Consider the following 23,526-nt stretch of genomic DNA (forward strand, 5'->3'; position numbering starts at 1 on the left):
GGGGAGCCGGGCCGTTGCCGTGCGCGCCGAAGTGATCAGCCGCCGAGCTGGATGCCGGCCATGCGCTTCCACTCGTACGGGCCGGTCTTCACCTTGAGGGCCAGCTCGCCCTCGAAGTCGTCGTGCAGGGTCAGCCCGGCCAGTTCGGCGGCCCGGCGACCGACGGCGTAGCTCGGGGCCACCTGGTCGCCCCAGGCGCCGTCCGCGCCCACCACGACGATCCGGGTGGCCACGGCGCCGACGTACTCGACGACCGCGTCGACGCCGCCCCCGTGCTGGCGGGCGAAGCTGCTGAGGTGCTTGGCGATGCGCTTGGCGCGGCGCTCGGTACGGGCGTCCGGCGCGGTGGCGGTGGCGGTCTCTGCGCTGCTCATGCCCGCATGCTACCCACCGGTAGTCGAGCTGGCGACGGGAGCGCCCTGTGCACCGGGCCACATACTGGAGGCGTGACCTTCTCCGGCTGGCCGGCCGAGGCGCTCGACTTCTACGAGCACCTCGAAGCCGACAATTCCAAGACCTTCTGGCAGGCCCACAAGGAGCAGTACGACAACGACGTACGGACCCCGATGGAGCTGCTGCTCGCCGAGCTGGAACCGGAGTTCGGGCCCGGGAAGATCTTCCGTCCCAACCGCGACGTCCGGTTCAGCGCCGACAAGTCCCCGTACAAGACGCACATCGGCGCCCACCTGGAGACCGGCGGCTACGTCCAGCTCTCCGCCGACGGCCTGGCCTGCGGCAACGGGATGTACCAGCTCGCCCCCGACCAGCTGGACCGCTACCGCGCCGCCGTCGCCGAGGACGTCAGCGGCGCCGAACTGGAGCGGGTGATCGCCGCGGTGGAGCAGGACGGCCCCCAGGTGCACGGCCGGGACTCCCTCAGGACCGCTCCGCGCGGCTTCCCCAAGGACCACCCGAGGATCGAGCTGCTGCGCCACAAGGGCCTGGTCGCCTGGCAGGAGTGGGCGCCCGCGAAGTGGCTCGGCACCCGCGGCGCCCGCACCCGGATCACCGCCTTCCTGCGCGCCTCCCAGCCGCTCCGGGACTGGCTGGACGACCACGTCGGCCCGTCCGAGCTGCCGACCCGGTGAGAACGCGAAGAGCCCCGGTCCACCGGACCGGGGCTCTTCGACGTCGGACGGGCCCTACTTCACGAACGGGTCGATCGCGCACACCACGAACAGCAGCGACAGGTAGGTGATCGACCAGTGGAACAGCCGCATCTCCTTCAGCTTCGCGCCCACCACCCCGGCCTTGGCCCGGCCGTACAGTGCGTGCGCCTCGCGCAGCCAGAACCCGCCGAGCAGCACCGCGGTGACGGGGTACAGCCAGCTCATGTGCCCCAGCGGCCACACCGCCAGCGAGGTCGCCACCATCACCCAGGAGTAGGCGACGACCTGCTTGCCGACGGCGACGTTGCCCTTGACCACCGGCAGCATCGGCACGCCGGCCCGCTCGTAGTCCTCGCGCACCTTCATCGAGAGCACCCAGGTGTGCGGCGGCGTCCAGAAGAACACCACCAGGAACAGCGCGACCGCCGCCCAGGACAGCGAGTTGGTGACGGAGGACCAGCCGATCAGCACCGGCATGCAGCCGGCGATGCCGCCCCAGACGATGTTCTGCGAGGTGCGCCGCTTGAGCCCCAGCGTGTAGACGAACACGTAGAACAGCAGCGCGCCGAGCGCCAGTCCGGAGGAGAGCCAGTTGACGCCGAAGCCCAGCAGCAGCGTCGAGACGACCGCGAGGGCGATGCCGAACACCAGCGCCTCGCGCGGCGACACCATCCCGGTGACGATCGGCCGGCGCTCGGTGCGGGACATCACCGCGTCGATGTCGCGGTCGATGTACATGTTGAGGGCGTTGGCGCCGCCCGCCGAGAGGTAGCCGCCGACCACGACCTTCAGCACCAGCAGCATGTTCGGGACGCCCTGCTGGGCGAGGAACATCACCGGCACCGTGCTCATCAGCAGCAGTTCGATGATCCGTGGCTTGGTCAGTGCGACGAAGGCGCCGACACGGGCCCCGATGGGCCGGTGCGCAGGAGTCGCCCCGGTGACCCCGGCGGGACGGGTTTCGACGGCGGTCACTAACACCCCAACTGAAGATGAATCCTCGCAGGCGTCCACAGGAACGAAGGGTCCCAAATCGTCCGCTCTGCGCGTACCACGCCACCTTAGACGCTCCATATATCCCATCCGGCTCCGGGGTCCCCCGGCGAGGCCGATGGCACACCCCCGGGTGAACCGACCGGGTGAAGCCACGGAGCCGTTCCGGCGCGCCGCCGCAACCCGTCCTGACCACCGGGGCGGCAGGGTGCCGTAAAACAGGAGAGCCTGGGACAAAATCAGGCAGACCGCCCTGGTGGGAATCACCATCCGGATTTCCTGGTTGTCCCAGCACGGAGGGTGAGCCCCGGGGCGGACGGTAGGCTCGCACGCAGAAGCGGGATCTACCCTCCGTGACCGGCACCACCCAGCGTCGAGACCACAGCGCCGTGGCCGACCCGGTCCCCTTTCACGGGGTCACTCTTCACAACGGAAGGAGCCCTGAGACAGGGTGAGCACGACGCCGACGAACGCATTCGAGTGGTCCGAACTGGATGAGCGCACGGTTGACACAGCGCGGGTCCTGGCCATGGACGCCGTCCAGAAGGTCGGCAACGGACACCCCGGGACGGCCATGTCGCTGGCCCCCGCGGCGTACCTGATCTTCCAGCGTTTCCTGCGCCACGACCCGACCGACCCCTCGTGGGTCGGCCGCGACCGGTTCGTGCTGTCCCCCGGGCACACGAGCCTGACCCTCTACACCCAGCTGTACCTGTCGGGCTACGGCCTGGAGCTGGACGACCTCAAGGCCTTCCGCGTCGCGGGCAGCCGCACCCCGGGCCACCCGGAGCACGGCCACACCGCGGGCGTGGAGACCACCACCGGCCCGCTCGGCCAGGGCATCGCCAACGCGGTGGGCATGGCGATGGCCGCCCGCTACGAGCGCGGCCTGTTCGACCCGGACGCCGCCGCCGGCGAGTCCCCCTTCGACCACACCATCTGGGCCATCGTCTCCGACGGCGACCTGGAGGAGGGCATCTCCGCCGAGGCCTCCTCGCTGGCCGGTCACCAGAAGCTGGGCAACCTGGTCGCCCTGTACGACGACAACCACATCTCGATCGAGGGCGACACCGAGACCGCCTTCTCCGAGGACGTCCTCAAGCGCTACGAGGCGTACGGCTGGCACGTCCAGCGGGTCGCCCCGAAGGCCAACGGCGACATCGACGTGGCCGTCCTGGCCGACGCGCTGGCCGCGGCCAAGGCCGAGACCACCCGTCCGTCGATCATCGCGATGCGCACGATCATCGCCTGGCCGGCCCCGGACGCCCAGAACACCGCCAAGGCCCACGGCTCCGCGCTCGGCGCCGCCGAGATCGCCGCCACCAAGAAGGTCCTGGGCTTCGACCCGGAGAAGACCTTCGAGGTCTCCGACAGGGTGATCGAGCACGCCCGCGAGGTCATCAAGCGCGGCAAGGCCGCCCACGCCGAGTGGGAGCAGTCCCTGGAGGCCTGGCGCGCCGCCGACCCGCAGCGCGCCGCCGAGTTCGACCGCATCCAGGCCGGCGAGCTTCCCGAGGGCTGGAAGAAGACCGTCCCGGTCTTCCCGGCCGGCAAGGACGTCGCCACCCGCAAGGCCTCCGGCGAGACCCTCAAGGCGATCGGCGCGGTCATCCCGGAGCTGTGGGGCGGCTCGGCCGACCTCGCCGAGTCCAACCTCACCACCATCGACGAGGACAGCTCGTTCCTCCCCGAGGGCAACCCGCTGAAGAGCGCCAGCCCGTACGGCCGGACGATCCACTTCGGCATCCGCGAGCACGCCATGGGCTCGACCATGAACGGCATCGCCCTGCACGGCAAGACCCGCGTGTACGGCGGCACCTTCCTGGTCTTCGCCGACTACATGCGCCCGGCCGTGCGCCTGGCCGCGCTGATGAAGCTGCCGGTCACCTACGTCTGGACGCACGACTCGATCGGCCTCGGCGAGGACGGCCCGACCCACCAGCCGGTCGAGCACATGGCCTCGCTGCGCGCCATCCCGGGCCTGGCCATGGTCCGCCCGGCCGACGCCAACGAGACGGCCGTCGCCTGGCGCACCGTCATCGAGCGCCAGACCACCCACCCCGGCCCGGTCGGCCTGGCGCTCACCCGCCAGAACGTCCCGACCTTCGACCGCGAGGTCTTCGGCTCCGCCGAGGGCACCGCGAAGGGCGGCTACATCCTGGCCGAGGCCTCCAGCGGCGACCCGCAGGTGATCCTGCTGGGCACCGGCTCCGAGGTCCAGCTGGCCGTCAAGGCCCGCGAGGTGCTGGAGGCCGAGGGCATCGCCACCCGGGTGGTCTCGGTGCCGTCCTTCGAGTGGTTCCAGGAGCAGGACCAGGCCTACCGTGACAGCGTGCTGCCGCCGTCGGTCAAGGCCCGGGTGTCGGTCGAGGCCGGCATCGGCCAGGGCTGGCGCGAGCTGGTCGGCGACCACGGCCGGATCGTCTCGCTGGAGCACTTCGGCGCCTCCGCCGACTACAAGGTGCTCTTCGAGGAGTTCGGCCTGACCGCCGAGCGCGTGGTGGCCGAGGCCCACAACGCCCTCCGTTCCCTTGAGGCCGTCAACCGCTGACGCCCCCCGGGCCGTGCGCCCGCCCGCACGCGGGCGCACGGCCCCCTCTGACTACCCCACGAAGCAGAACAAAAAAGGACTGAAGCACCATGACTGACGCACTGAAGCGCCTCAGCGACGAAGGCGTGGCGATCTGGCTGGACGACCTCAGCCGCAAGCGGCTGAACACCGGCAACCTCGCCGAGCTGGTGCAGAACAAGCACGTGGTGGGCGTTACCACCAACCCGACCATCTTCCAGAAGGCCATCGGCGGCGGCGACGACTCCTACGACGGCCAGCTGCGCGACCTCGCCGTCCGCAAGGTCACCACCGACGAGGCCGTCCGCATGATCACCACCTCGGACGTGCGCGACGCGGCCGACGTGCTGCGCCCGGTCTACGACGCCTCCAACGGCCGCGACGGCCGGGTCTCCATCGAGGTCGACCCGCGCCTGGCGCACGAGACCGCGGCCACCGTGGCCGAGGCCAAGCAGCTGTGGTGGCTGGTCGACCGCCCGAACGTCTTCATCAAGATCCCCGCCACCAAGGCCGGCCTGCCCGCGATCGCCGAGGTGATCGGCCGGGGCATCAGCGTCAACGTCACGCTGATCTTCTCGCTGGAGCGCTACAAGGCCGTCATCGACGCCTACCTGACCGGCCTGGAGGCCGCCAAGGCCAAGGGCCTGGACCTCTCCCAGATCGAGTCGGTCGCCTCCTTCTTCGTCTCCCGCGTGGACACCGAGATCGACAAGCGCCTGGAGAAGATCGGCGGCGACGCCCGGGACCTGCGCTCCAAGGCCGCCCTGGCCAACGCCCGCCTCGCCTACCAGGCGTACGAGGAGGTCTTCGGCTCGGTCGACGGCAAGTCCGCCGGCAGCGCCCGCTGGCGCTCGCTGGAGGCCGCCGGCGCCAAGCCGCAGCGCCCGCTGTGGGCCTCCACCGGTGTCAAGGACCCGGCTCTGCCGGACACCCTGTACGTCACCGAGCTGGTCGCCCCCGGCACGGTCAACACCATGCCCGAGGCCACCCTGGAGGCCACCGCCGACCACGGCGTGGTCACCGGCGGCACCATCGTCCCCAACTACGCCGACGCCAAGGCCGTGATGGACGCCATCGCCGCCGCCGGCGTGGACTACGACGACGTGGTCCAGGTGCTGGAGGACGAGGGCGTGGAGAAGTTCGAGCAGTCCTGGAACGAGCTGCTCGACACCGTCACCGCCTCGCTCGCCTCCTTCGCCGGCGAGAAGTGACCGTTCGCTCACACAGCCAGCGCACGAAAGCGGAGCCCAACAAGTGAGCACTGATTTCCCCGAGTTGACCTCGGAGTCGGACGCGGACGATCTCCCGCCGGCCCCCGTCAACCCGCTTCGTGACCCGGCCGACCGACGGCTCCCGCGCATCGCGGGGCCGTCCGGTCTGGTCATCTTCGGAGTCACCGGCGACCTGTCCCGCAAGAAGCTCATGCCGGCCATCTACGACCTGGCCAACCGCGGTCTGCTGCCGCCGGGCTTCTCTCTCGTCGGCTTCGCCCGGCGCGAGTGGGACGACGAGGACTTCGCCAAGGAGGTCCACGACGCGGTCAAGGACCACGCCCGCACCCCGTTCCGGGAGGAGGTCTGGCAGCAGCTCGCCAAGGGCATGCGCTTCGTCCACGGCACCTTCGACGACGACGACGCCTTCGACAAGCTCCGCGAGACCATCGACGAGCTGGACAAGGCGCAGGGCACCGGCGGCAACTTCGCCTTCTACCTGTCCGTCCCGCCGAAGTTCTTCCCGACCGTCGTCCAGCAGCTCAAGAAGCACGGCCTGGCCGACCCCCCGCAGGGCTCGTGGCGTCGCGCGGTCATCGAGAAGCCCTTCGGCCACGACCTGGAGAGCGCCCAGGAGCTGAACCGGATCGTCCACGAGGTCTTCCCCCGGGACGAGGTCTTCCGGATCGACCACTACCTGGGCAAGGAGACGGTCCAGAACATCCTGGCGCTGCGCTTCGCCAACCAGATGTTCGAGCCGATCTGGAACCGGTCGTACGTCGACCACGTGCAGATCACCATGGCCGAGGACATCGGCATCGGCGGCCGGGCCGGCTACTACGACGGCATCGGCTCCGCCCGCGACGTCATCCAGAACCACCTGCTCCAGCTGATGGCGCTCACCGCCATCGAGGAGCCGGCGTCCTTCCACCCGAAGGCGCTGGTGGCCGAGAAGCTCAAGGTGCTCAGCGCCGTCAAGCTCCCGGCCGACCTCGGCCGGCACACCGTGCGCGGCCAGTACGCGGCCGGCTGGCAGGGCGGCGAGGAGGTGGTCGGCTACCTGGACGAGGACGGCATCGACCCGGACTCCAAGACCGACACCTACGCGGCGATCAAGCTGGAGATCAACAACCGCCGCTGGGCGGGCGTCCCGTTCTACCTGCGCACCGGCAAGCGGCTGGGCCGCCGGGTCACCGAGATCGCGGTGGTCTTCCAGCGCGCCCCGTACCTGCCGTTCGACTCCTACGCGACCGAGGAGCTGGGGCAGAACGCCCTGGTCATCCGGGTCCAGCCGGACGAGGGCGTGACGGTGCGGTTCGGCTCCAAGGTGCCGGGCACGTCCTTCGAGGTCCGGGACGTCACGATGGACTTCGCCTACGGCGAGTCCTTCACCGAGTCCAGCCCGGAGGCGTACGAGCGGCTCATCCTCGATGTGCTGCTCGGCGACGCCAACCTGTTCCCGCGTCACCAGGAGGTCGAGCTCTCCTGGCAGATCCTCGACCCGATCGAGAAGTACTGGGACACCCACGGCAAGCCCGCCCAGTACTCCGCGGGGACCTGGGGCCCGGCCGAGGCGGACGAGATGCTCGCACGAGACGGCAGGAGCTGGCGCCGGCCATGAAGATCGACCTCACCAACACGACGTCCAGCAAGATCAACGCCGCGCTGATGGAGGCGCGCCGGGCCAGTGGCTCCACCGCCGCCGGCATGGTGCTCACCCTGGTGATCGTGACCGACGAGGGCAGCGCGTACGACGCCCTCAAGGCCGCCAACGACGCCTCCCGCGAGCACCCCTCGCGCACCCTCGCGGTGATCAAGCGCGCCGGGCGCTCGCCCCGGGCCCGCGCCGAGACCCGGCTGGACGCCGAGATCCTGGTCGGCACCGACGCCGGCTCGGGAGAGACGGTCATCCTGCGCATGCACGGCGAACTCGCCGCGCACGCCCAGTCGGTGGTCCTGCCACTGCTGCTCCCGGACGCCCCGGTCGTCGTCTGGTGGCCCGACAACGCGCCGCTGCACCCGGCGCAGGACCCGCTGGGCGCGCTCGCCCAGCGCAGGATCACCGACGCCGTCACCGCCGAGTCCCCGGTCGGCCAGCTCGCCCAGCGGGCCCAGAGCTACACCCCGGGCGACACCGACCTGGCCTGGACCCGGATCACCGGCTGGCGCTCGATGCTGGCCGCCGCGCTGGACCAGCGGCCGGTCACGATCACCTCCGCGGTGGTCGAGGGCGAGTCCTACAACCCCAGCGTCGAACTGCTCGGCCTCTGGCTGCACAACCGGCTGCACGTGCCGGTCGAGCGGATCGTCACCGGCGGCCCCGGCATCACCGCGGTGCACCTGCGCACCAAGGACGGCGACATCACCCTGGACCGCCCGGACGGCCTGATGGGCACGCTCTCCATGGTCGGTTCCCCGGACCGCCAGGTGGCGCTCAAGCGGCGCGAGACCTCGGAGCTGATCGCCGAGGAACTGCGCCGGCTCGACCCGGACGACATCTACGCGACGGCCGTGCGCACGCCCGTCGACCGGCTGCGCGAGCCGGACACCGCCGAGACGGCGGCGGCCGAGCGGGTCGCCCGCGCGGCGGTCACCGAGGCCGCGGTGGCCAACCCCGCCCGGGTGACCGCCAAGGTCGCGTCCGAGGCCGCGTCCGAGGACATGGCCGAGGCCGAGGCCGCCGAGAAGGCTCCCGCCAAGAAGCCCGCCAAGCGCGCCGCCAAGGGGAGCGCATGACCAACGCGACCCCGCAGCTGGTCGTCCACCGGGACAAGGAGCTGATGGCCCAGGCGGCCGCGGCCCGGCTGATCACCCGGATCGTGGACGCCCAGGCCGCCCGCGGCACCGCCTCGGTGGTGCTCACCGGCGGGCGCAACGGCAACGCCCTGCTGGCCGCGATCGCCGCCTCCCCGGCGCGCGACGCGGTCGACTGGGCGCGGCTGGACCTCTGGTGGGGCGACGAGCGCTTCGTCCCCGCCGGGGACCCGGACCGCAACGCCGTCCAGGCCCGCGCCGAACTGCTGGACTCCGTCCCGCTCGACCCTGCGCGGGTGCACGAGATGCCCGCCTCGGACGGTGCGGACGGCTCGGACGTGGAGGCCGCCGCCGCCCGCTACGCGGAGGAGCTGGCGAAGGCCTCCGGCCCGGGTGACCGGCTCGGCGTCCCGGCCTTCGACGTGCTGCTGCTCGGCGTCGGCCCGGACACCCACGTCGCCTCGCTCTTCCCCGAGCACCCGGGCGTGCGGGAGACCGAGCTGACCGTGATCGGCGTGCGCGGGGCCCCCAAGCCCCCGCCGACCCGGATCTCGCTCACCCTCCCGGCGATCCGGGCGGCCCGCGAGGTCTGGCTGCTGGCGGCCGGCGCGGACAAGGCGGACGCGGTCGCGATGGCCCTGTCCGGCCCGGGCGAGCTCCAGGCGCCCGCTTCCGGCGCGTACGGCCGCAGCCGCACCCTGTGGCTGCTGGACCGGGCCGCGGCGGAGCAGATCCCGCCCCAGCTGTACCCGCCGGCCTCGGCGTAACGGGCCCGGCAACGCACAAGGGCGCCACCGTCCTCGACGGTGGCGCCCTTCGCTGTCTGTCGTCCGGGTCAGATCTCGCCGCGCAGCTTGGCCAGCGCCTCGGCGAGGATCGCCTCGCCGTCGGCGTCGGTGCGCCGCTCGCGGACGTAGGCGAGGTGGGTCTTGTACGGCTCGTTGCGCGAGGGCGCGGGCGGGTTGTGCTCGTCCTGTCCGGCCGGGAAACCGCACCGCGGGCAGTCCCAGGTGTCCGGGATGACGGCCTCGGCGGCGAAGCTCGGCCGGGTCTCGTGCTTGTTGGCACACCAGAAGGTGATCCGGTTGCGCGGGGCGGACTCGCCGCGCTCCGCCTCGCCCATCGGGCCCGCTCCGACCCTGCTGCCACGGATGGCGTTGCCACTTGCCACGGTCTGACTCCCTGCGTGCTGGTGCGCCGACCCTCCGCGGTGCGCGTCGGTGGCGAAAGTCGTCCTAGTGTAAGCAGGAGTTAAGCGTCCACCGCCATCGCCTCCGCCCCCGACCGTCCCAGGATAGGCGCTCGGGCGACGGGGCGTCAGGGTTACGTCAGCTCTTGTACTTCAGCACCAGGCCCAGCACGATGATGCAGGCGAACCAGGCGAGACCGACCACGATCGTGATGCGGTCCAGGTTGCGCTCGGCCACCGCCGAGCCGCCGCCGGTGGACATCGCGCCGCCACCGAACATGTCCGACAGGCCGCCGCCCTTCCCCTTGTGCAGCAGCACCAGCAGGATCATCAGCAGACTGAAGATGATCAGGGCAATCGAGAACCCGAGAACCACGACGGGACCAACTCTCTCGTATCTTCGGCGACGGGGCCGGACCGCTGACGGCGGTCCGGCCCCAAAGCCTACGTTGCTGCAGCGGCGTTAGCCTACTGCCTGCTCACGGTAGCGCACGATCTTGACGAACTCGTCGGCGTCCAGCGAGGCACCGCCGATCAGGCCGCCGTCGATGTCGGGCTTGGCCATCAGGCCGGCCGCGCTCGACGACTTCACCGAACCGCCGTACAGCACGCGGACCTTGTCGGCCAGCTCGGCGTCGTACAGCTCGGCGATCCGCTTGCGGATGGCGGCGCAGACCTCCTGCGCGTCCTCCGGGGTGGCCACCTCGCCGGTGCCGATCGCCCAGACCGGCTCGTAGGCGACCACGATGGACTCGGCCTGGTGGGCCGGGATGTCCGCCAGGGCGCCGTCCAGCTGGGCGAGGGTGTGCTCGACGTGGGTGCCGGCCTTGCGGACGTCCAGCGGCTCGCCGATGCACAGGATCGGGGTGATCCCGGCCCGGTAGGCGGCCTTGACCTTGGCGTTGACGATCGCCTCGTCCTCACCGTGGTACTGGCGGCGCTCCGAGTGGCCGATCACCGCGAAGGTGCACTTCAGCTTGGCCAGCATCGGGCCGGAGACCTCGCCGGTGTAGGCACCGGAGTCGTGCTGCGAGATGTCCTGCGAGCCGTACTTGATCTTCAGCTTGTCGCCGTCGACCAGGGTCTGCACCGAACGCAGGTCGGTGAACGGCACCAGGACGGCGACCTCGACGGCCTCGTAGTCCTTGTCGGCCAGCGCGAAGGCCAGCTTCTGGGTGTGCTGGATGGCCTCAAGGTGGTTGAGGTTCATCTTCCAGTTGCCCGCCATCAGCGGGAGACGCTCAGTCATTGCTTTCAGCCTTCCAGGGCGGCGAGACCGGGGAGGGTCTTGCCCTCCAGGTACTCGAGGCTGGCGCCACCGCCGGTCGAGATGTGTCCGAATGCGTTCTCGTCGAAGCCCAGGATGCGGACGGCCGCGGCGGAGTCGCCGCCACCGACCACGGTGAACGCGTCGCTGTCCAGCAGCGCCTGGGCCACGGCCTTGGTGCCGTTCGCGTAGTCCGGGTGCTCGAAGACGCCCATCGGGCCGTTCCAGAACACGGTGCCCGCGTCGGCCAGCTTCGCCGCGTACAGCTCGCGGGTCTTCGGGCCGATGTCCAGGCCCTCCTGGTCGGCCGGGATCGCGTCCGCGGCGACGAGCGAGGGGTTGGCCGGGGCCTTGGTCTTGAGGTCGGGGAAGTCCGCCGACACCAGGACGTCCACCGGCAGGACGAACTCGACGCCCGTCTCCTCGGCGCGCTTCAGGTAGTCCAGGACGACCGGGATCTGGTCCTCCTGCAGCAGCGAGATGCCGACCTCGTGGCCCTTGGCCTTGAGGAAGGTGTACGCCATGCCGCCGCCGATCAGGATCCGGTCGGCCTTCTTCAGCAGGTTGTCGATCACGCCGAGCTTGTCGGAGACCTTGGCGCCGCCGAGCACGACCACGTACGGGCGCGCGACCTCCTCGGTGAGCTTCTTGAGCACACCGACCTCGGTGGCGATCAGGTCGCCGGCCGCGTGCGGCAGCAGGCCGGGCAGGTCGTAGACCGAGGCGTGCTTGCGGTGCACGGCGCCGAAGCCGTCACCGACGTACAGGTCCGCGAGGGCGGCCAGCTGCTCGGCGAAGGCCTTGCGCTCGGCGTCGTCCTTGCTGGTCTCGCCGGCGTTGAAGCGCAGGTTCTCCAGCAGCGCGACCTCGCCGTCGCCCAGCGCGGCCACGGTGGACTCGGCGCTCTCACCCACGGTGTCGGTGGCGAAGGCGACGGGCTTGCCGAGGATCTCGCCGAGGCGCACGGCCGCCGGCGCGAGGGAGAACTGCGGGTCCGGCGCGCCCTTGGGGCGGCCGAGGTGGGAGGCGACGACGACCCGGGCGCCGCGCTCGACGAGCTTGGCGATGGTCGGGGCGACGGCGCGGATCCGGCCGTCGTCGGTGATCGTGGTGCCGTCCAGCGGGACGTTCAGGTCGGCACGGACGAACACGCGCTTGCCGGCGACGTCGAGGTCTTCGATGGTCTTCACGGGGATTGGCTCTCCTGGGGAGATGGTTGATGCGCAGAGGCGGCACGGCGCAGGGGCCGCCTGGGAAGTCCTGGTGCGCAGAGCGAGGGCCCGGTCGGCACAGTGCGCCAGCCGGGCCCTCGCCCCTACATCACGTCAGCTCCCGCTGCGTCAGAGCTGGCCGCCGACGAGGGAGGTCAGGTTGACGAGGCGGTTCGAGTAGCCCCACTCGTTGTCGTACCAGCCGAGCACCTTGACCTGGTTGCCCTGGACCATGGTGAGCTGGGAGTCGAAGATGCAGGAGGCCGGGTCGTTGACGATGTCCGAGGAGACGATCGGGTCCTCGGTGTAGGTCAGGATGCCCTTGAGCGGGCCCTCCTGCGAGGCCTTCTGGAAGGCGGCGTTGACCTCGTCCTTGGTCACCTCGCGCTCCAGGGTGACGACCAGGTCGGTGATGGAGCCGGTCGGGACCGGGACGCGCAGCGAGGTGCCGTCCAGCTTGCCCTTCAGCTCCGGCAGGACCAGGGCGGTCGCCTTGGCGGCACCGGTCGAGGTCGGGATGATGTTCTGCGACGCGGCACGGGCGCGGCGCAGGTCCTTGTGCGGGAAGTCCAGGGTCACCTGGTCGTTGGTGAACGCGTGGACGGTCGTCATCAGGCCCTTGACGATGCCGAAGTTCTCGTGCAGCACCTTGGCCATCGGCGCCACGCAGTTGGTGGTGCACGAGGCGTTGGAGATGATCGAGTGGTTGGCGGCGTCGTACTTGTCCTCGTTGACGCCCAGGACGATGGTGACGTCCTCGTCGCTCGCGGGCGCCGAGATGATGACCTTCTTGGCGCCGGCGGTGAGGTGCTTCTTCGCGGCCTCGGCCTTGGTGAAGATGCCGGTGGACTCGACGACGATGTCGGCGCCCAGGGCGGCCCACGGCAGGTTGGCGGGGTCACGCTCGGCGCTGACCTGGAAGGTCTTGCCGTCGACGGTGATGCTGTCCTCGGTGTGCGAGACCTCGCCCGGGAAGGTGCCCAGGGTGGTGTCGTACTTGAGCAGGTGAGCCAGGGTCTTCGTGTCAGTGAGGTCGTTGACACCGACGATCTCGATGTCCGCGCCCTGCGCCTTGACCGCGCGGAAGAAGTTGCGGCCGATGCGGCCGAATCCGTTGATGCCTACCCGGATCGTCACGAACCGATCTCCTCGTTAGGTACGCCGGAGCTAAGCCGACGGGGGTGAGATTTGGGAAGTCCCCGACCGCCTATGACCCTACCCCTCCCAGGCCTGGGAGGGCACATCGCGCCACGTGCGACGACCTGGCGTGGCGCGAAATCAGGCCGACCGTCCTTGGCCGTCAGGGCAGTTGGTCCCGGCCAGTGGTCTCTACCAATTTGCGCACACCGGGCGCGTCCGGGTATCCCCTCCGGACACGGCGGCGGCCGGTGCCCGGAATCCGGACACCGGCCGCGGAACAGCCGCTCGGTGCGGCGGTCAGTTCATCGCCATCTCGTCGGTGAGGTTGGCCTCGGTGCTCGGCAGGCCGAGCTCGGAGGCGCGCTTGTCCGCCATCGCCAGCAGGCGGCGGATCCGGCCGGCCACCGCGTCCTTGGTCAGCGGCGGATCGGCGAGCGCGCCCAGCTCCTCCAGCGAGGCCTGCTTGTGCTGCATCCGCAGCTGGCCGGCCGCGGCCAGGTGCTCGGGCACCTCCTCGCCGAGGATCTCCAGCGCCCGCGCCACCCGGGCGCCGGCCGCCACCGCGGCGCGGGCCGAGCGGCGCAGGTTGGCGTCGTCGAAGTTGGCCAGGCGGTTGGCGGTGGCCCGGACCTCGCGCCGCATCCGGCGCTCCTCCCAGGCGAGCACCGACTCGTGCGCGCCGAGCCGGGTCAGCAGCGCGCCGATCGCGTCGCCGTCGCGGATCACCACCCGGTCCACGCCGCGCACCTCGCGGGCCTTCGCCGGGATGCCGAGCCGGCGGGCCGCGCCGACCAGGGCGAGGGCGGCCTCGGAGCCGGGGCAGGTGATCTCCAGCGAGGAGGAGCGGCCCGGCTCGGTGAGCGAGCCGTGCGCCAGGAAGGCCCCGCGCCAGGCCGCCTCGGCATCGCAGGTGGCCCCGGAGACGACTGCCGGGGGCAGCCCCCGGATCGGCCGGCCCCGGCCGTCCACGAGGCCGGTCTGGCGCGCGAGCAGTTCGCCGTCCTTGACCACCCGGACGACGAAGCGGCTGCCGCGCCGCAGTCCGCCGGGGGCCATCACCACGAGGTCGGAGGAGTGTCCGAAGATCTCCAGCAGGTCCTTGCGCAGCCGCCGCGCCGCCGCGCCGGTGTCCAGCTCCGCCTCGATCACGATCCGGCCGCTCACGATGTGCAGCCCGCCCGCGAACCGCAGGATCGCCGACACCTCCGCCTTGCGGCAGCAGGCCCTGGTGACCGGGAGCCGGCTGATCTCGTCCTTCACCGCTGGAGTCATCGCCATGGCCCGATCCTTCCATGTGTCCGGAAAATCCGGTCGTACGCTGCCGCCAACAGCTCCGGGTCGTGTCGCGGGGTGCCGTCGGTGCGGGCCACCCGGCCCAGGACCAGGGCGGCGCCCATCCGCTCGGCGGCCTTCTCCAGACCGGCCAGATCCGCCTGGCCGAAGGCGCCGCCGGTGACGGCGCGCTCGTCCACCAGGATCGCATCCACCGCGAGGCCCGGGGCGTGGTCGGCGATGACCTCCAGGTGGCGCTGTGGGGTGAAGCCCTCGGTCTCGCCGGGCTGGGGGGCCAGGTTCAGGGTGAGCAGGCGGCGGGCGCGGGTCTCGGTGAGCGCCTTGGCCAGCTCCGGGACCAGCAGGTGCGGCAGCACGCTGGTGAACCAGGAGCCGGGACCGAGCACCACCCAGTCCGCCTCCCGGACGGCGGTGACCGCCTCCGGGACGGCCGGCGGCCCGTCCGGCAGCAGCCGGATCGACTGCACGGTGCCGGGCGTGACCGCGACGCTGGCCTGGCCGCGGACGGCCGACAGCTCGCCGGGGCGCTCCGGGTCGTGGCCGCGCACGGTCGCCTCGATGTCCAGCGGCACCGCCGACATCGGCAGCACCCGGCCCTGGACGTTCAGCAGCCGGCCGACCCAGTCCAGGGCGGCCACCGGGTCACCGAGCTTCTCCCAGAGCGCGACGATCAGCAGGTTGCCGACCGCGTGGCCGCCCAGCTCGCCGGTGCCGGTGAAGCGCTGCTGGATCACCTCGGACCAGGTGCGCCCCCAGTCGTCGTCCCCGCACAGCGCGGCCAGCGCCTTGCGCAGGTCGCCGGGGGGCAGCACGCCCAGCTCGGTGCGGAGCCGGCCGCTGGAGCCGCCGTCGTCGGCGACGGTGACCACGGCGGTCAGGTCGCTGGTGAGCCGGCGCAGCGCGGAGAGCGAGGCGGACAGGCCCTGGCCGCCGCCGAGCGCGGTGATCCGGGGGGCCGGGTTGGCCCGGGCGGGGCTGCTGCGCGGCCGGCTCGGGACCGGCGGCCGGGCCGGGCCACCCGCCCGGTCGGCACTCCTGTTCTGCGACTGCCGCCCGGGCACATATCCCGCCACACTCACCTCGCGTTCCTCGCCGCGGCCGCCGGCCCCGCCGGCGGCCCGGCTAGGAGGCGGCGGTCACTCCCGTCCCATGTCACGGTGGACGAGCACCGTCTCCACTCCGTCGGCGATGAGACGCTTGGTCAGGCGTTCGGACATCGCGACGCTGCGGTGCTTGCCACCGGTGCAGCCTACGGCAAGCGTCATGTAGCGCTTCCCCTCGCGGCGGTACCCCTCGGTGATGATGCGCAGGAGCTCGGCGTAGCCGTCCAGGAACTCGTTGGCACCGGGCTGCTGGAACACGTAGTCGGCGACGTCCGCGTCGGTGCCGGTGCGGGCGCGCAGCTCGGGCACCCAGTGCGGGTTGGGCAGGAAGCGGCAGTCCACCACCAGGTCGGCGTCGACCGGCAGGCCGTACTTGAAGCCGAAGGACATCACGGTGGCGCGCAGCTCGGGCTCGTCGTGGTCGGCGAACTGGGCGTCCAGCTTGGCGCGCAGCTGGTGCACGTTGAGGTTGGAGGTGTCGATCACCAGGTCGGCCTCGCCGCGCAGGTCGCGCAGCAGGTCGCGCTCCTGGGCGATGCCGTCGACGATCCGGCCGTCGGCCTGCAGCGGGTGCGGGCGGCGCACGCTCTCGAAGCGGCGGACCAGCGCGTCGTCGGAGGAGTCCAGGAAGACCACGCTGAGCCGGACGCCGCGCTTCTCCAACTCGTCGAGCGAGGTGAGCAGGTCGTCGAAGAACTGGCGGCCCCGGACGTCCACGACCACGCCGATCCGGGCGACGTTGCCCTGGGAGCGGGCGCCCAGGTCGACCATGGTCGGGATCAGGGCCGGTGGCAGGTTGTCCACCACGAACCAGCCCAGGTCCTCCAGGCACTTCGCGGCGGTGGAGCGGCCGGCTCCGGACATGCCGGAGATGATCACCAGCTCCGGCGCGTTCTCGGCCACGTCTGACACGGTCACTTCGGTTCCCCGCTCTCGGTCTTTCTGCTGGGGAGAACGCGCACGGCGCGGCCGCCCTTCCCCTGCCCGGACAGGCGGGCGGGGGCTGGGCGCGCCGTCTGACGGTCGGCGTCGGCCGTCATGGCGTCTCCTGGGATGGTGCGGTCTGGGATGCTGCGGCCACCGGCTCGGCGGCCGGTTCGGCCCCGTCCTCGATGATCTCGCCGGTAGCGGTGTTCACCGCTGGTGCGACGGGTGTACGGGAGGACAACGCCGCCGCAACAGTCTCCGCCGTGCGGCGTCCGATGCCGGGTACGGCGCAGAGTTCGTCGACGGTGGCGGCCCGGAGCCTCTTCAGCGAGCCGAAGTGCTTGAGCAGCGCCTGGCGGCGAGTCTCGCCGAGGCCCGGGACGGAGTCCAGTTCCCCGGCGGTGAGTCGCTTGGAACGCTTGCTGCGCTGGTAGGTGATCGCGAAGCGGTGGGCCTCGTCGCGGACCCGCTGGAGCAGGTAGAGGCCCTCGCTGGAGCGCGGCAGCACGACCGGGTCGTCCTCACCGGGCAGCCAGACCTCCTCCAGCCGCTTGGCCAGGCCGCACAGCGCGACGTCGTCGATGCCGAGTTCGTCCAGGGCGCGCTTGGCGGCGGCGACCTGCGGCTGGCCGCCGTCGACGACCAGCAGTTGGGGCGGGTAGGCGAAGCGGCGCGGACGGCCCGTCTCCGGGTCGATCGGGCCGGCCGGGGCCCCGGTGCCGTCGGCGGCGGCGCCCGGGTCGTCGGCCTCGGGGACGACCCACTCGCCGGTCTGCTCGCGCTCCTGGAGGTAGCGGCGGAAGCGCCGGCCGATCACCTCGTGCATCGAGCGGACGTCGTCCTGGCCCTCGAAGCCCTTGATCTGGAAGCGCCGGTACTCGCTCTTGCGGGCCAGGCCGTCCTCGAAGACGACCATCGAGGCGACCACGTCCTCGCCCTGGAGGTGGGAGATGTCGAAGCACTCGATGCGCAGCGGCACCGAGTCCAGCTCCAGCGCGTCGGCGATCTCCTGCAGGGCGCGGCTGCGGGTGGTGAGGTCGGAGGCGCGCTTGGTCTTGTGCAGTGCCAGCGCCTGCTGGGCGTTGCGCTGCACGGTGGCCATCAGGTCCTTCTTGTCGCCGCGTTGCGGGACCCGCAGGTCGACCTGGCTGCCGCGCAGGCCGCTCAGCCAGTCCCGGACCGGGCCGGCCGGCTCGGGCAGCGCGGGGACGAGCACCTCGCGCGGGACGGACTCGTTGCGCTCGTCCGGGCCGCCGGCGGCGCCGTAGAGCTGCTGGAGGGCGTGCTCGACCAGGCCGGCGGTGTCGACGTCCTCGACCTTGTCGGTGACCCAGCCGCGCTGGCCGCGCACCCGGCCGCCGCGGACGTGGAAGATCTGGACGGCGGCCTCCAGTTCGTCCTCGGCGACGGCCAGCAGGTCGGCGTCGGTGGCGTCGGCGAGCACGATGGCGTTCTTCTCCATCGCGCGCTTGAGGGCGCCGATGTCGTCCCGCAGCCGGGCCGCCTTCTCGTACTCCATCTCCTCGGCGGCCTCCCGCATCTGCTCTTCCAGCCGGCGCAGGTAGTTGCCGGTGCGCCCGGCCATGAAGTCGCAGAAGTCCTCCGCCAGCGCCCGGTGTTCGTCCGGCGAGACCTTGCCGACGCAGGGCGCGGCGCACTTGCCGATGTAGCCGAGCAGGCAGGGCCGGCCGACCTGCCGGGCGCGCTTGAACACGCCGTTGGAGCAGGTGCGGACGGGGAAGACGCGCAGCAGCAGGTCGACCGTCTCGCGGATCGCCCAGGCGTGCCCGTACGGGCCGAAGTAGCGCACGCCCTTCTTGTGCGCCCCGCGCATCACCTGGACCCGCGGGTACTCCTCGTCGAGGGTGACGGCGAGTTCCGGATAGCTCTTGTCGTCGCGGTACTTGACGTTGAACCGCGGGTCGAACTCCTTGATCCAGGAGTACTCCAGCTGGAGCGCCTCGACCTCGGTGGCCACCACCGTCCACTCCACCGAGGCGGCGGTGGTGACCATGGTCGCGGTGCGCGGGTGCAGGCCGGCCAGGTCCTGGAAGTAGGACGACAGCCGCGGCCGCAGGCTCTTGGCCTTGCCGACGTAGATGACCCGTCCGTGGGCGTCACGGAACTTGTAGACGCCCGGTGAGGTCGGGATCGCGCCCGGCGCCGGGCGGTAGGTGCTCGGGTCAGCCATGGGTCCACCGTACCGAGTGGGGCCGGGGCCGCGAAGGGGAGATCAACGGGGCGGAGATCAACGGGGCGGGGATCGACTGGGTGGAGATCAACTGCTTCAGCTCGGGGTCACCTTGAGGTTCCCGCCGTCGACCGTGACGGCGTAGGCGGGCAGCGGCCTGGGGGCCGGGCCGTCCTGGACGGCGCCGTCGGTGATGGCGAACCGGCTGCCGTGGCAGGGGCACTGGATCTGCTGGCTCTTCACCTGGTCGACGACGCAGCCGGCGTGGGTGCAGACGGCGCTGAAGGCCTTGTACTCCCCCGCGGTCGGCTGGGTCACGACGATCTTCTGGTTGCGGAAGACCTTGCCGCCGCCCTCCGGCACCGCCGAGGCCGGGCCGAGGTCCACCGGGCTCTTGGCCGCGCTGCCGGCGCCGGAGGAGCCCGAGGAGGAACCGCAGCCGGCGACCGCCACGGTGCCGCCGGCCGCCAGTACGGCGGCGGCGCCGCAGAGCACGGTGCGGCGGGAGGTGGCGGGGCTGGTCTCGGGGGCCTCTGACATCGGTGCGCTCCTGCGGTTCGGCTTCCTACGAGGGACCACGGAAGTCTATGCGGCACCCGCTCCGCCGCCCCGGGGGCGGGGCGGCGGAGCGGGTCGCTTCTCCCTCTTCGCTACTTCTTCGCCGCGGCGGCGCGCTTGCGCGGCGCCTTCTTCACCGGGGCGACCGGGGCGTCCGCGAACTCGCCCGGAAGGATGTCCCGGAGGAACTTTCCGGTGTGGCTCTCCGGGACGGCGGCGATCTGCTCCGGGGTGCCCTCGGCGACCACCATGCCGCCGCCGGAACCGCCCTCGGGGCCCATGTCGACGACCCAGTCGGCGGTCTTGATCACATCGAGGTTGTGCTCGATGACGATCACCGTGTTGCCCTTCTCCACCAGCCCGCTGAGCACCTTGATCAGCTTGCTGATGTCCTCGAAGTGCAGGCCGGTGGTGGGCTCGTCCAGCACGTAGACCGTCCGCCCGGTGGAGCGCTTCTGCAGCTCGGAGGCGAGCTTGACGCGCTGCGCCTCGCCGCCGGAGAGCGTCGGCGCGGACTGGCCGAGCCGGACGTAGCCGAGGCCGACGTCGTTGAGCGTCCTGAGGTGCCGGGCGATCGCCGGGACGGCTTCGAAGAAGGCCAGCGCCTCCTCGATCGGCATGTCCAGCACCTCGGAGATGGACTTGCCCTTGTAGTGGACCTCCAGCGTCTCCCGGTTGTACCGGGCGCCGTGGCAGACCTCGCACGGCACGTAGACGTCCGGCAGGAAGTTCATCTCGATCTTGATGGTGCCGTCGCCCGAGCAGTTCTCGCAGCGGCCGCCCTTGACGTTGAAGGAGAACCGGCCGGGCAGGTAGCCGCGGACCTTCGCCTCCTGCGTCTCCGCGAAGAGCCGGCGCACGTGGTCGAACACCCCGGTGTAGGTGGCCGGGTTGGAGCGCGGGGTGCGCCCGATCGGCGACTGGTCGACGTGCACCACCTTGTCCACCAGGTCGGTGCCGGTGATCCGGGTGTGCCGGCCGGGCACGCTGCGGGCGCCGTTCAGCTCCCGGGCGAGGTGGGTGTAGAGGATGTCGTTGACCAGCGTCGACTTGCCGGATCCGGAGACACCGGTGATCGCGGTGAAGGTGCCGAGCGGGAAACCGACCGTGACGTCCTTGAGGTTGTGCTCGCGGGCGCCGTGAACGGTCAGCTGGCGCTTCTTGTCCCGGTCGCGGCGGTCCGCCGGGATCGGGATGGACCGCTTGCCGGAGAGGTACTGGCCGGTCAGCGAATCCTTGTTGGACAGCAGCCCCTTCAGCGAGCCGGAGTGCACCACCTTGCCGCCGTGCTCGCCGGCGCCCGGGCCGATGTCGACCACCCAGTCCGCCGTCTTGATGGTGTCCTCGTCGTGCTCGACCACGATCAGCGTGTTGCCGATGTCGCGCAGCCGCACCAGCGTCTCGATCAGCCGGTGGTTGTCCCGCTGGTGCAGGCCGATGGACGGCTCGTCCAGCACGTACAGCACGCCGACCAGGCCGGAGCCGATCTGGGTGGCCAGCCGGATGCGCTGGGCCTCGCCGCCGGACAGGGTGCCGGCCGCGCGGTTCAGCGAGAGGTAGTCCAGGCCGACGTCGACCAGGAAGCGCAGCCGCTCGTTGACCTCCTTCAGGACGCGCTCGGCGATCTGCTTGTCCCGGTCGTTCAGCTTCATCGCGCCCAGGAACTCGGCGCAGTCGCTGATCGACATCGCCGAGACGTCGGCGATCGACTTCTCCTCGACGGTGACCGCGAGCACCACCGGCTTGAGCCGGGTGCCCTCGCACGTCGGGCAGGGCACCTCGCGCATGTAGCCCTCGAAGCGCTCGCGGCTGCTGTCGCTCTCCGCCTCGGTGTGCCGGCGCTGGATGAACGGGACGGCGCCCTCGAAGCCGGTGCTGTACGAGCGCTCGCGCCCGAAGCGGTTGCGGTAGCTGACCTGCACCTGGTGCTTGTGCCCGTACAGCAGCGCCTTCTTGGCGCGGGCCGGCAGCCCGGCCCACGGGATGTCGGTGCGGAAGCCGAGCTCCCCGGCGAGCGCGTCGATCAGCCGCTGGAAGTACTCCTTGGCGTGGCCCGCCGACCACGGGTGGATCGCGCCCTCCTCCAGCGAGCGCTCGGGGTCCGGGACGACCAGCTCCGGGTCGACCTCCATCCGGTTGCCCAGTCCCGAGCAGTCCGGGCAGGCGCCGAACGGCGAGTTGAAGGAGAACGAGCGCGGCTCCAGCTCCTCGAACGACACGTCGTCGTACGGGCAGTAGAGGTGCTCGGAGTACATCCGCTCGCGCTCCGGGTCGTCCTCCGCGAGGTCGACGAAGTCGAGCACGACCATGCCGCCGGACAGCCGCAGGGCCGTCTCCACCGAGTCGGTGAGCCGCCGCTTGGCGCTCTCCTTGACGGTCAGGCGGTCGATGACCACCTCGACGGTGTGCTTCTCCTGCTTCTTGAGCTTCGGCGGCTCGGCGAGCTGGATCGTCTCGCCGTCCACCCGGGCGCGCGAGTAGCCCTTGGACTGGAGGTCGGCGAAGAGGTCGACGAACTCGCCCTTGCGCTCGCGCACCACCGGGCTGAGCACCTGGAACCGGGTGCCCTCGGCGAGCTCCAGCACCTTGTCGACGATCGCCTGCGGCGACTGCTTGGCGATCGGGCGGCCGCAGTGCGGGCAGTGCGGCTTGCCGATCCGGGCGAACAGCAGGCGCAGGTAGTCGTAGACCTCGGTGATCGTGCCGACGGTCGAACGGGGGTTGCGGTTGGTGGACTTCTGATCGATCGAGACGGCCGGGGAGAGGCCTTCGATGAAGTCCACATCGGGCTTGTCCATCTGCCCGAGGAACTGGCGGGCGTAGGAGGACAGCGACTCGACGTAGCGGCGCTGGCCCTCGGCGAAGATCGTGTCGAAGGCGAGCGAGGACTTGCCGGAGCCGGAGAGGCCCGTGAAGACGATGAGGGAGTCGCGGGGCAGGTCGAGCGAGACGTTCTTGAGGTTGTGCTCGCGAGCACCGCGGACGATGAGGCGGTCGGCCACTGCTTCTGGCGCCTTTCTCCGGGGCGAGAGGACTTGCGGGGAGATGTGTGCTTCTTCCAGGATGCGGCAGCCAGCCTACTAGCTCAGACGTTCGAATATCGACCGTGTCCAGTGGAGTCCACCCGAACGAGTGAGAGCGCCCCTCGGACCCTCCGTACCCGGACCGAAAAAGGCCCTGCTCAGCGGTCGGATTCGGCGATAGCGTCAGCTGGTCAACGAGCGGAGCCCCCCGCGGGCAACGCGCCGTCTCCCACAGAAGGCCGATCCGATGACCGACCCGCAGACCGCCGCCGAGGCCGCCGCGCAGTACCTGGCCCTGGTCGAGGAGAGCACCCGGCACCTGCTGCACACCGTCGCCGAGCTGAAGCCCGAGGCCGTCGCCGAGCCCTCCGCCCTGCCCGGCTGGACTCGCGGTCACGTGCTGGCCCACCTCGCCCGCAACGCCGACTCCCTGGTCAACCTGCTGGACGGCGCCCGCACCGGCACCGACATCCCGCAGTACGCCAGCACCGAGGCCCGCGACCGGCAGATCGAGGAGGGCGCGCCCCGCCCGGTGGACGTCCAGCTCGCCGACCTGCGCGACTCCCGCAAGCGCTTCGCCGCGGCCGCCGCGCTGCTGCCCGCCGAAGCCTGGACGGTCGAGGTCCGCCACCGCACCGGCTACGTCTTCCCCGCCCACGACCTCCCGTGGAAGCGCCTCGCCGAGGTCGAGTACCACCACGTCGACCTGGACGCCGGCCACACCCCCGCGCACTGGCCGGAGGTCTTCGCCGTCACCGAGTTCCACAAGATCGCCAACAAGCTGCACGGCGCCGCCCTGCCCGGCGTCGAGCTCGTCGCCGAGGACACCGGGGACATCGGCCTGATCGGCACCGGCGAGCCCGTCCTCACCGTCCGGGGCCCCCTCCGCTCCCTGCTCGCCTGGCTCTCCGGCCGCTCCGACGGCGCCGGCCTCCGGGCCACCCCCGACACCGCCCTCCCCCAGCTTCCCCCGCTGGGCTGACGGCGC

The 23,526-nt window shown here is 71.3% G+C and carries 20 protein-coding genes; 7 read left to right on the forward strand and 13 right to left on the reverse strand.

Annotated features, from left to right (window positions below):
• Positions 1 to 35 precede the first annotated feature (35 nt).
• Complete coding sequence (locus AB0O19_RS08385) at positions 36 to 374, reverse strand: hypothetical protein (protein WP_363618704.1); 339 nt, start codon at positions 372 to 374, stop codon at positions 36 to 38.
• A 72-nt stretch (positions 375 to 446) separates the two neighbouring features.
• On the opposite strand from AB0O19_RS08385, the gene AB0O19_RS08390 reads away from it, so the two are divergent.
• Positions 447 to 1,088, forward strand: coding sequence for a DUF2461 domain-containing protein (locus tag AB0O19_RS08390; protein ID WP_363618706.1), 642 nt, complete (start codon positions 447 to 449; stop codon positions 1,086 to 1,088).
• A 54-nt stretch (positions 1,089 to 1,142) separates the two neighbouring features.
• Here AB0O19_RS08390 and AB0O19_RS08395 read toward each other — a convergent pair whose 3' ends face one another.
• On the reverse strand, positions 1,143 to 2,090 hold the full coding sequence (locus tag AB0O19_RS08395; protein WP_363618708.1) for a heme o synthase: 948 nt from the start codon (positions 2,088 to 2,090) through the stop codon (positions 1,143 to 1,145).
• 463 nt (positions 2,091 to 2,553) lie between these two features.
• Here AB0O19_RS08395 and tkt point away from each other — a divergent pair, with 463 nt between their 5' ends.
• The 5 genes from tkt to pgl all read left to right on the forward strand — a co-directional run bounded on the left by tkt (position 2,554) and on the right by pgl (position 9,403).
• Positions 2,554 to 4,653, forward strand: coding sequence for a transketolase (tkt, locus tag AB0O19_RS08400; protein WP_363618710.1), 2,100 nt, complete (start codon positions 2,554 to 2,556; stop codon positions 4,651 to 4,653).
• Positions 4,654 to 4,742: 89 nt separating this feature from the next.
• Positions 4,743 to 5,882: a transaldolase gene (tal, locus tag AB0O19_RS08405; RefSeq protein WP_063349514.1), complete on the forward strand. Its 1,140-nt coding sequence runs from the start codon at positions 4,743 to 4,745 to the stop codon at positions 5,880 to 5,882.
• A 64-nt stretch (positions 5,883 to 5,946) separates the two neighbouring features.
• Entirely contained in the window at positions 5,947 to 7,503 is a 1,557-nt protein-coding gene (zwf, locus tag AB0O19_RS08410; protein WP_363618841.1) for a glucose-6-phosphate dehydrogenase, read from the forward strand.
• Positions 7,500 to 8,618: a glucose-6-phosphate dehydrogenase assembly protein OpcA gene (opcA, locus tag AB0O19_RS08415; protein ID WP_363618712.1), complete on the forward strand. Its 1,119-nt coding sequence runs from the start codon at positions 7,500 to 7,502 to the stop codon at positions 8,616 to 8,618. Before zwf ends, opcA begins: the two co-directional genes overlap by 4 nt.
• Positions 8,615 to 9,403, forward strand: coding sequence for a 6-phosphogluconolactonase (gene pgl / locus AB0O19_RS08420; RefSeq protein WP_363580439.1), 789 nt, complete (start codon positions 8,615 to 8,617; stop codon positions 9,401 to 9,403). Before opcA ends, pgl begins: the two co-directional genes overlap by 4 nt.
• Positions 9,404 to 9,471: 68 nt before the next feature.
• On the opposite strand, the gene AB0O19_RS08425 is transcribed toward pgl, so the two are convergent.
• From AB0O19_RS08425 to uvrA, 11 genes are all read right to left on the reverse strand, one after another.
• Positions 9,472 to 9,807 carry an RNA polymerase-binding protein RbpA gene (locus AB0O19_RS08425; protein ID WP_079135914.1) on the reverse strand — a complete coding sequence of 112 codons (336 nt, stop codon included), beginning with the start codon at positions 9,805 to 9,807 and terminating at the stop codon, positions 9,472 to 9,474.
• A 157-nt stretch (positions 9,808 to 9,964) separates the two neighbouring features.
• Positions 9,965 to 10,201, reverse strand: a complete 237-nt coding sequence (gene secG, locus AB0O19_RS08430) for a preprotein translocase subunit SecG (RefSeq protein WP_063349509.1) — start codon at positions 10,199 to 10,201, stop codon at positions 9,965 to 9,967.
• 87 nt (positions 10,202 to 10,288) lie between these two features.
• Positions 10,289 to 11,074, reverse strand: a complete 786-nt coding sequence (gene tpiA / locus AB0O19_RS08435) for a triose-phosphate isomerase (protein WP_350885798.1) — start codon at positions 11,072 to 11,074, stop codon at positions 10,289 to 10,291.
• Between the two features lie 5 nt (positions 11,075 to 11,079).
• Positions 11,080 to 12,282 carry a phosphoglycerate kinase gene (locus AB0O19_RS08440; protein WP_363618714.1) on the reverse strand — a complete coding sequence of 401 codons (1,203 nt, stop codon included), beginning with the start codon at positions 12,280 to 12,282 and terminating at the stop codon, positions 11,080 to 11,082.
• A 150-nt stretch (positions 12,283 to 12,432) separates the two neighbouring features.
• Positions 12,433 to 13,440, reverse strand: coding sequence for a type I glyceraldehyde-3-phosphate dehydrogenase (gene gap, locus AB0O19_RS08445; RefSeq protein WP_363580434.1), 1,008 nt, complete (start codon positions 13,438 to 13,440; stop codon positions 12,433 to 12,435).
• 300 nt (positions 13,441 to 13,740) lie between these two features.
• Positions 13,741 to 14,721: a DNA-binding protein WhiA gene (whiA, locus tag AB0O19_RS08450; protein ID WP_063349505.1), complete on the reverse strand. Its 981-nt coding sequence runs from the start codon at positions 14,719 to 14,721 to the stop codon at positions 13,741 to 13,743.
• On the reverse strand, positions 14,712 to 15,809 hold the full coding sequence (yvcK, locus tag AB0O19_RS08455) for a uridine diphosphate-N-acetylglucosamine-binding protein YvcK (protein ID WP_363618842.1): 1,098 nt from the start codon (positions 15,807 to 15,809) through the stop codon (positions 14,712 to 14,714). The genes whiA and yvcK overlap by 10 nt, the downstream gene beginning before the upstream one ends.
• Positions 15,810 to 15,872: 63 nt before the next feature.
• Positions 15,873 to 16,757: an RNase adapter RapZ gene (gene rapZ, locus AB0O19_RS08460; RefSeq protein WP_350885802.1), complete on the reverse strand. Its 885-nt coding sequence runs from the start codon at positions 16,755 to 16,757 to the stop codon at positions 15,873 to 15,875.
• A gap of 118 nt (positions 16,758 to 16,875) precedes the next feature.
• The gene (uvrC, locus tag AB0O19_RS08465; protein ID WP_363618716.1) at positions 16,876 to 18,957 is read right to left on the reverse strand and encodes an excinuclease ABC subunit UvrC; all 2,082 of its coding nucleotides are present in this window, start codon (positions 18,955 to 18,957) and stop codon (positions 16,876 to 16,878) included.
• A gap of 96 nt (positions 18,958 to 19,053) precedes the next feature.
• Positions 19,054 to 19,497 (reverse strand): Rieske (2Fe-2S) protein, encoded by a 444-nt coding sequence (locus AB0O19_RS08470; RefSeq protein WP_363580430.1) that lies wholly within the window; start codon positions 19,495 to 19,497, stop codon positions 19,054 to 19,056.
• A gap of 110 nt (positions 19,498 to 19,607) precedes the next feature.
• The gene (gene uvrA / locus AB0O19_RS08475; protein ID WP_363618718.1) at positions 19,608 to 22,517 is read right to left on the reverse strand and encodes an excinuclease ABC subunit UvrA; all 2,910 of its coding nucleotides are present in this window, start codon (positions 22,515 to 22,517) and stop codon (positions 19,608 to 19,610) included.
• 268 nt (positions 22,518 to 22,785) lie between these two features.
• Between uvrA and AB0O19_RS08480 the strand changes: the two genes are divergently transcribed.
• On the forward strand, positions 22,786 to 23,520 hold the full coding sequence (locus tag AB0O19_RS08480) for a maleylpyruvate isomerase family mycothiol-dependent enzyme (protein ID WP_363618720.1): 735 nt from the start codon (positions 22,786 to 22,788) through the stop codon (positions 23,518 to 23,520).
• Positions 23,521 to 23,526: the final 6 nt, after the last annotated feature.

Origin of the sequence: Kitasatospora sp. NPDC091276 (genome assembly GCF_040684355.1) — a bacterium.
Lineage (GTDB): Bacteria > Actinomycetota > Actinomycetes > Streptomycetales > Streptomycetaceae > Kitasatospora.